The organism is Phaeovulum sp. (assembly GCF_041596715.1).
Taxonomy (GTDB): Bacteria; Pseudomonadota; Alphaproteobacteria; order Rhodobacterales; family Rhodobacteraceae; genus UBA6213.
Genome location: NZ_JBFHIA010000294.1, coordinates 1 through 3,316, shown reverse-complemented (window position 1 = coordinate 3,316; position 3,316 = coordinate 1). Strand labels below are relative to the sequence as shown.

Sequence of the window (3,316 nt, the reverse complement as noted above, 5' to 3'; positions counted from 1 at the left end):
TGCATCCTTTCCATCCGCCCGGTCCCAAGAAACCCGGTGAAACAGGCGTAAACCCCGCCATCGCGCGCTTCGATCGCCATTGTGGCATCCAGTTCCGAGGCACCATAGGTGCCAGCGATTTCGCTGCCGTCAGCGTTTTGGGTGGGCACAAGACGTGCCAGCGACGTGGTGAGGTTATAGTATGCAAGACGCATGATCAGCCGATCCCCGTCCTTCGAAATGGAAACCCCCGGTGCCTCGAGCGAGGTCTCTGACGTCGCCACCAGACGCTCTGACGACATCGCGAAATGAAGCGATAGGCCGGCTTCATCGGCCTTGATCTGCGCCAAAAGACCTGTTTCCGGGCAGATCCACTGGCCAGCAAAGCCTTGCGGTGTTTTTGCAGGGCCAACGGGGGCTGGCGTGGCATAGCCCAGTGCGGCAGACATCAGATCGATGGCCGCGGCATGGGCGCTGCTTTCATGGTTGAACATGACAACCACCGATGTCCTTTCCGAGACTGCGTGCATCCGATAGGCACGAAAACCGCGCAGCGCCCCTCCGTGCCCGGTGACTTTCACACCCGCGCAGTCGCGATGCGAAAGACCAAACCCATAATGCGCAGGTTTGCCATCGGCAAAAAACACGGGCGCAGAAAGCCGGTTGTAAAGTCCGTCGGGGTCTTCACGTGTCTTATCAATCCAGATTTCATAGGCGAGCATATCGTCGAGCGCGGCAGAGATCCCTGCATCTCCGATCCATTCGATGCCGTTGTCTGCCGGAAAGAAACCAGTCGCGTCATTGCCCTCATACCCGACCACCTGATCCGCCGGGTAACGCGTGTTCGAGGTCAATTCGGCCGTGTCCATTCCCGCAGGCTTCCAGATCTCTTCCTGATAAAGCGTTTCGAGTGGCGTGTTTGTTTCCTTCTCAAGGATCTCGGAAATAATCCGGAAATTGCCGTTGCTATAAGAATTGCCCGTTCCCGGTGCAAAATGCCCCGTCCTCATCTTGGCGAACAGCGTAAGGGCATCTTTGCGGGTGAAGGTCTGCTCTGCCATAGCGCCCTGAAGAACCGTAAGCGCCCAATAGTCGCGCAGACCGGACTGGTTGTGGCAAAGCTGGCGAACGGTTGGCAGCACCTCTTGGTAGCCGGGCAGATACTCTGCCACGCGGGCATCCAGAAGATCTGGCTCATCGAACTTCGCAAGCAAGACGGCGCAGGTGAACTGCTTGGATATCGAGCAGATAGGCAATCTTGTGTGGCGACTCATCACGCGGCGCTTTGTAAGATCGGCAAAGCCCCAAGCGCGGGCCGCGACGATCTCGCCGTTCTTGACGACGCCTGCGACGCCGCCGGGGCCTTGGTAAACATGCGCAAGCCCGTTCAAAACTGATTCCAGTCGGCCAATGTCGAGGTCGCTCATCCGAATATTCCCAATTCCTGCGGTTGGCTTGGAACGTGATCCAGTGTCCGCGCTACTGCAAGCCGCCATTCATGCATTGTCTTCTCGACAGGCATCGCGCCGCACGAGTGCCGCGCCCCGACGGCACCTTGGACCGCGCGTTTTGCCGCCTTCGGCCTTTGGTGCACGCTTCACGCCGAAACCGTTTCTTGCCAGTGCCGGATGAACAGATTGACCATCTGGCCCGCTTGGCAGCACCAACGCATGGCGCAAAACCCCTTGCGTGGCCGCGCGCAAGCCAAGCGCCCCGTTTCGCAGCAAGTCGCTGCGGGCAATAGACCGCGGCGCGGATTTCCGGTTGTTGTGACCGGCCTCGGGGTTGACTTCCGGGCGCTGGTCAGTTGAAGCAAGTTCTGCCTTCATGCGCCGGTCGATGCGGCAACCATGAAGCGCCGCGGTCGTTTACGGGGGCCAACTTGACGCGCCACATTGCTGCCCTTGGGCCGTTTCGCCACAAAACCTTCCGGCAATTGTGGGCCGCAAGTCAGGCGTCAAATCTGGGCAGTCTGATTCAGGCAGTCGGTGCGGCGTGGATGATGACCAGCCTTACCTCGTCGCCCAGCATGATCGCCTTGGTGCAGGCATCGACGACCTTGCCCGTCATGCTGTTTTCCCTTTCAGCAGGCGCACTGGCAGACAGTTTTGACCGACGCCGCATCATGCTGGTCGCCCAGTCCTTCATGCTTGTTGTATCGGTTGCGCTGACCGCGGCGGCCTATGCGGGCATGCTGACCCCTTGGACCCTGCTTGGGTTCACGTTTCTGATCGGCGTGGGAACCGCGCTCAACAACCCCTCGTGGCAGGCGTCGATGGGCGACATCGTCCCGCGTCAAGACCTGCCCGAGGCGGTGTCGATGAACGCCATGGGCTTCAACCTGATGCGCAGCGTTGGCCCGGCGCTTGGGGGGATCATCGTGGCACTGGCCGGTGCCGCGGTGGCCTTTGCGGTAAACGCGCTCAGCTATTTCCCCTTGCTTGGGGCGCTGCTGGTCTGGCGGCCAGAGCCGCGTTCGCAAAGCATGCCGAGAGAGCCGTTTGGGCCCGCTGTTACTGCCGGGCTTCGCTATGTTGTGATGTCGCCGAACCTCTTGCGCGTCATGCTGCGCGGAATGGTGTTCGGGCTGGGTGCCGTCAGCGTTCTGGCGCTATTGCCGTTGATTGCGCGCGATCTGGTGCAGGGCGGCCCCTTTATCTACGGCGTGCTTCTGGGGTGCTTCGGGCTTGGCGCGATTTTCGGCGGGCTGCTGAACGCCCGAATCCGCCGGATGATGCGCAACGAATGGGTGGTCCGGTGGGCGTTTGTCGGCTTTGCAGGTGCCACGCTGATACTGTCGCAAAGCGCCAGCCTGTTGGTCAGCGTGGTGCCGATGATGCTGGCGGGTGCATCGTGGGTATTGGCGCTTTCGCTTTTCAACGTGACGGTGCAGCTTTCGTCGCCGCGTTGGGTCGTGGGGCGCGCGCTTGCGATGTATCAGATGGCGACCTTCGGGGGGATGGCGGCAGGCAGCTGGATCTGGGGTGCCACCGCAGAGGTGTTTGGCACCCACGGCGCGCTGATCGCATCTGGCCTGTTCCTGCTGCTTGGGGCCGTCGTCGGCAAGCAGTTTGAAATGCCCGAGTTCGGCACCGTCGATCTTGACCCGCTCAATAGCATCATCGAACCACCGCTGGAGTTGAACCTGCGTGGCCGTAGCGGGCCGATTCTGGTGATGATCGACTATCAAATCGCTCCTGCGGACATCCCCGTATTTCTGGCAACGATGACCGAGCGCCGCCGCACCCGCAGGCGCGATGGAGCCCGCCACTGGGCGCTGCTGCGCGACCTGGAACACCCCGATCAGTGGACCGAAAGCTACCACCTCGCGACATGG

The 3,316-nt window shown here is 61.0% G+C and carries 2 protein-coding genes; one reads left to right on the top strand and one right to left on the bottom strand.

What is annotated here, in order from left to right; translation table 11 throughout:
* Positions 1 to 1,406: D-aminopeptidase (locus ABY403_RS14860; protein ID WP_372841600.1), on the bottom strand; the 1,406-nt coding region annotated here is incomplete at its 3' end.
* 455 nt (positions 1,407 to 1,861) lie between these two features.
* Between ABY403_RS14860 and ABY403_RS14855 the strand changes: the two genes are divergently transcribed.
* A partial coding sequence (locus tag ABY403_RS14855; RefSeq protein ID WP_372841598.1) for an MFS transporter occupies positions 1,862 to 3,316 on the top strand: 1,455 nt, incomplete at its 3' end.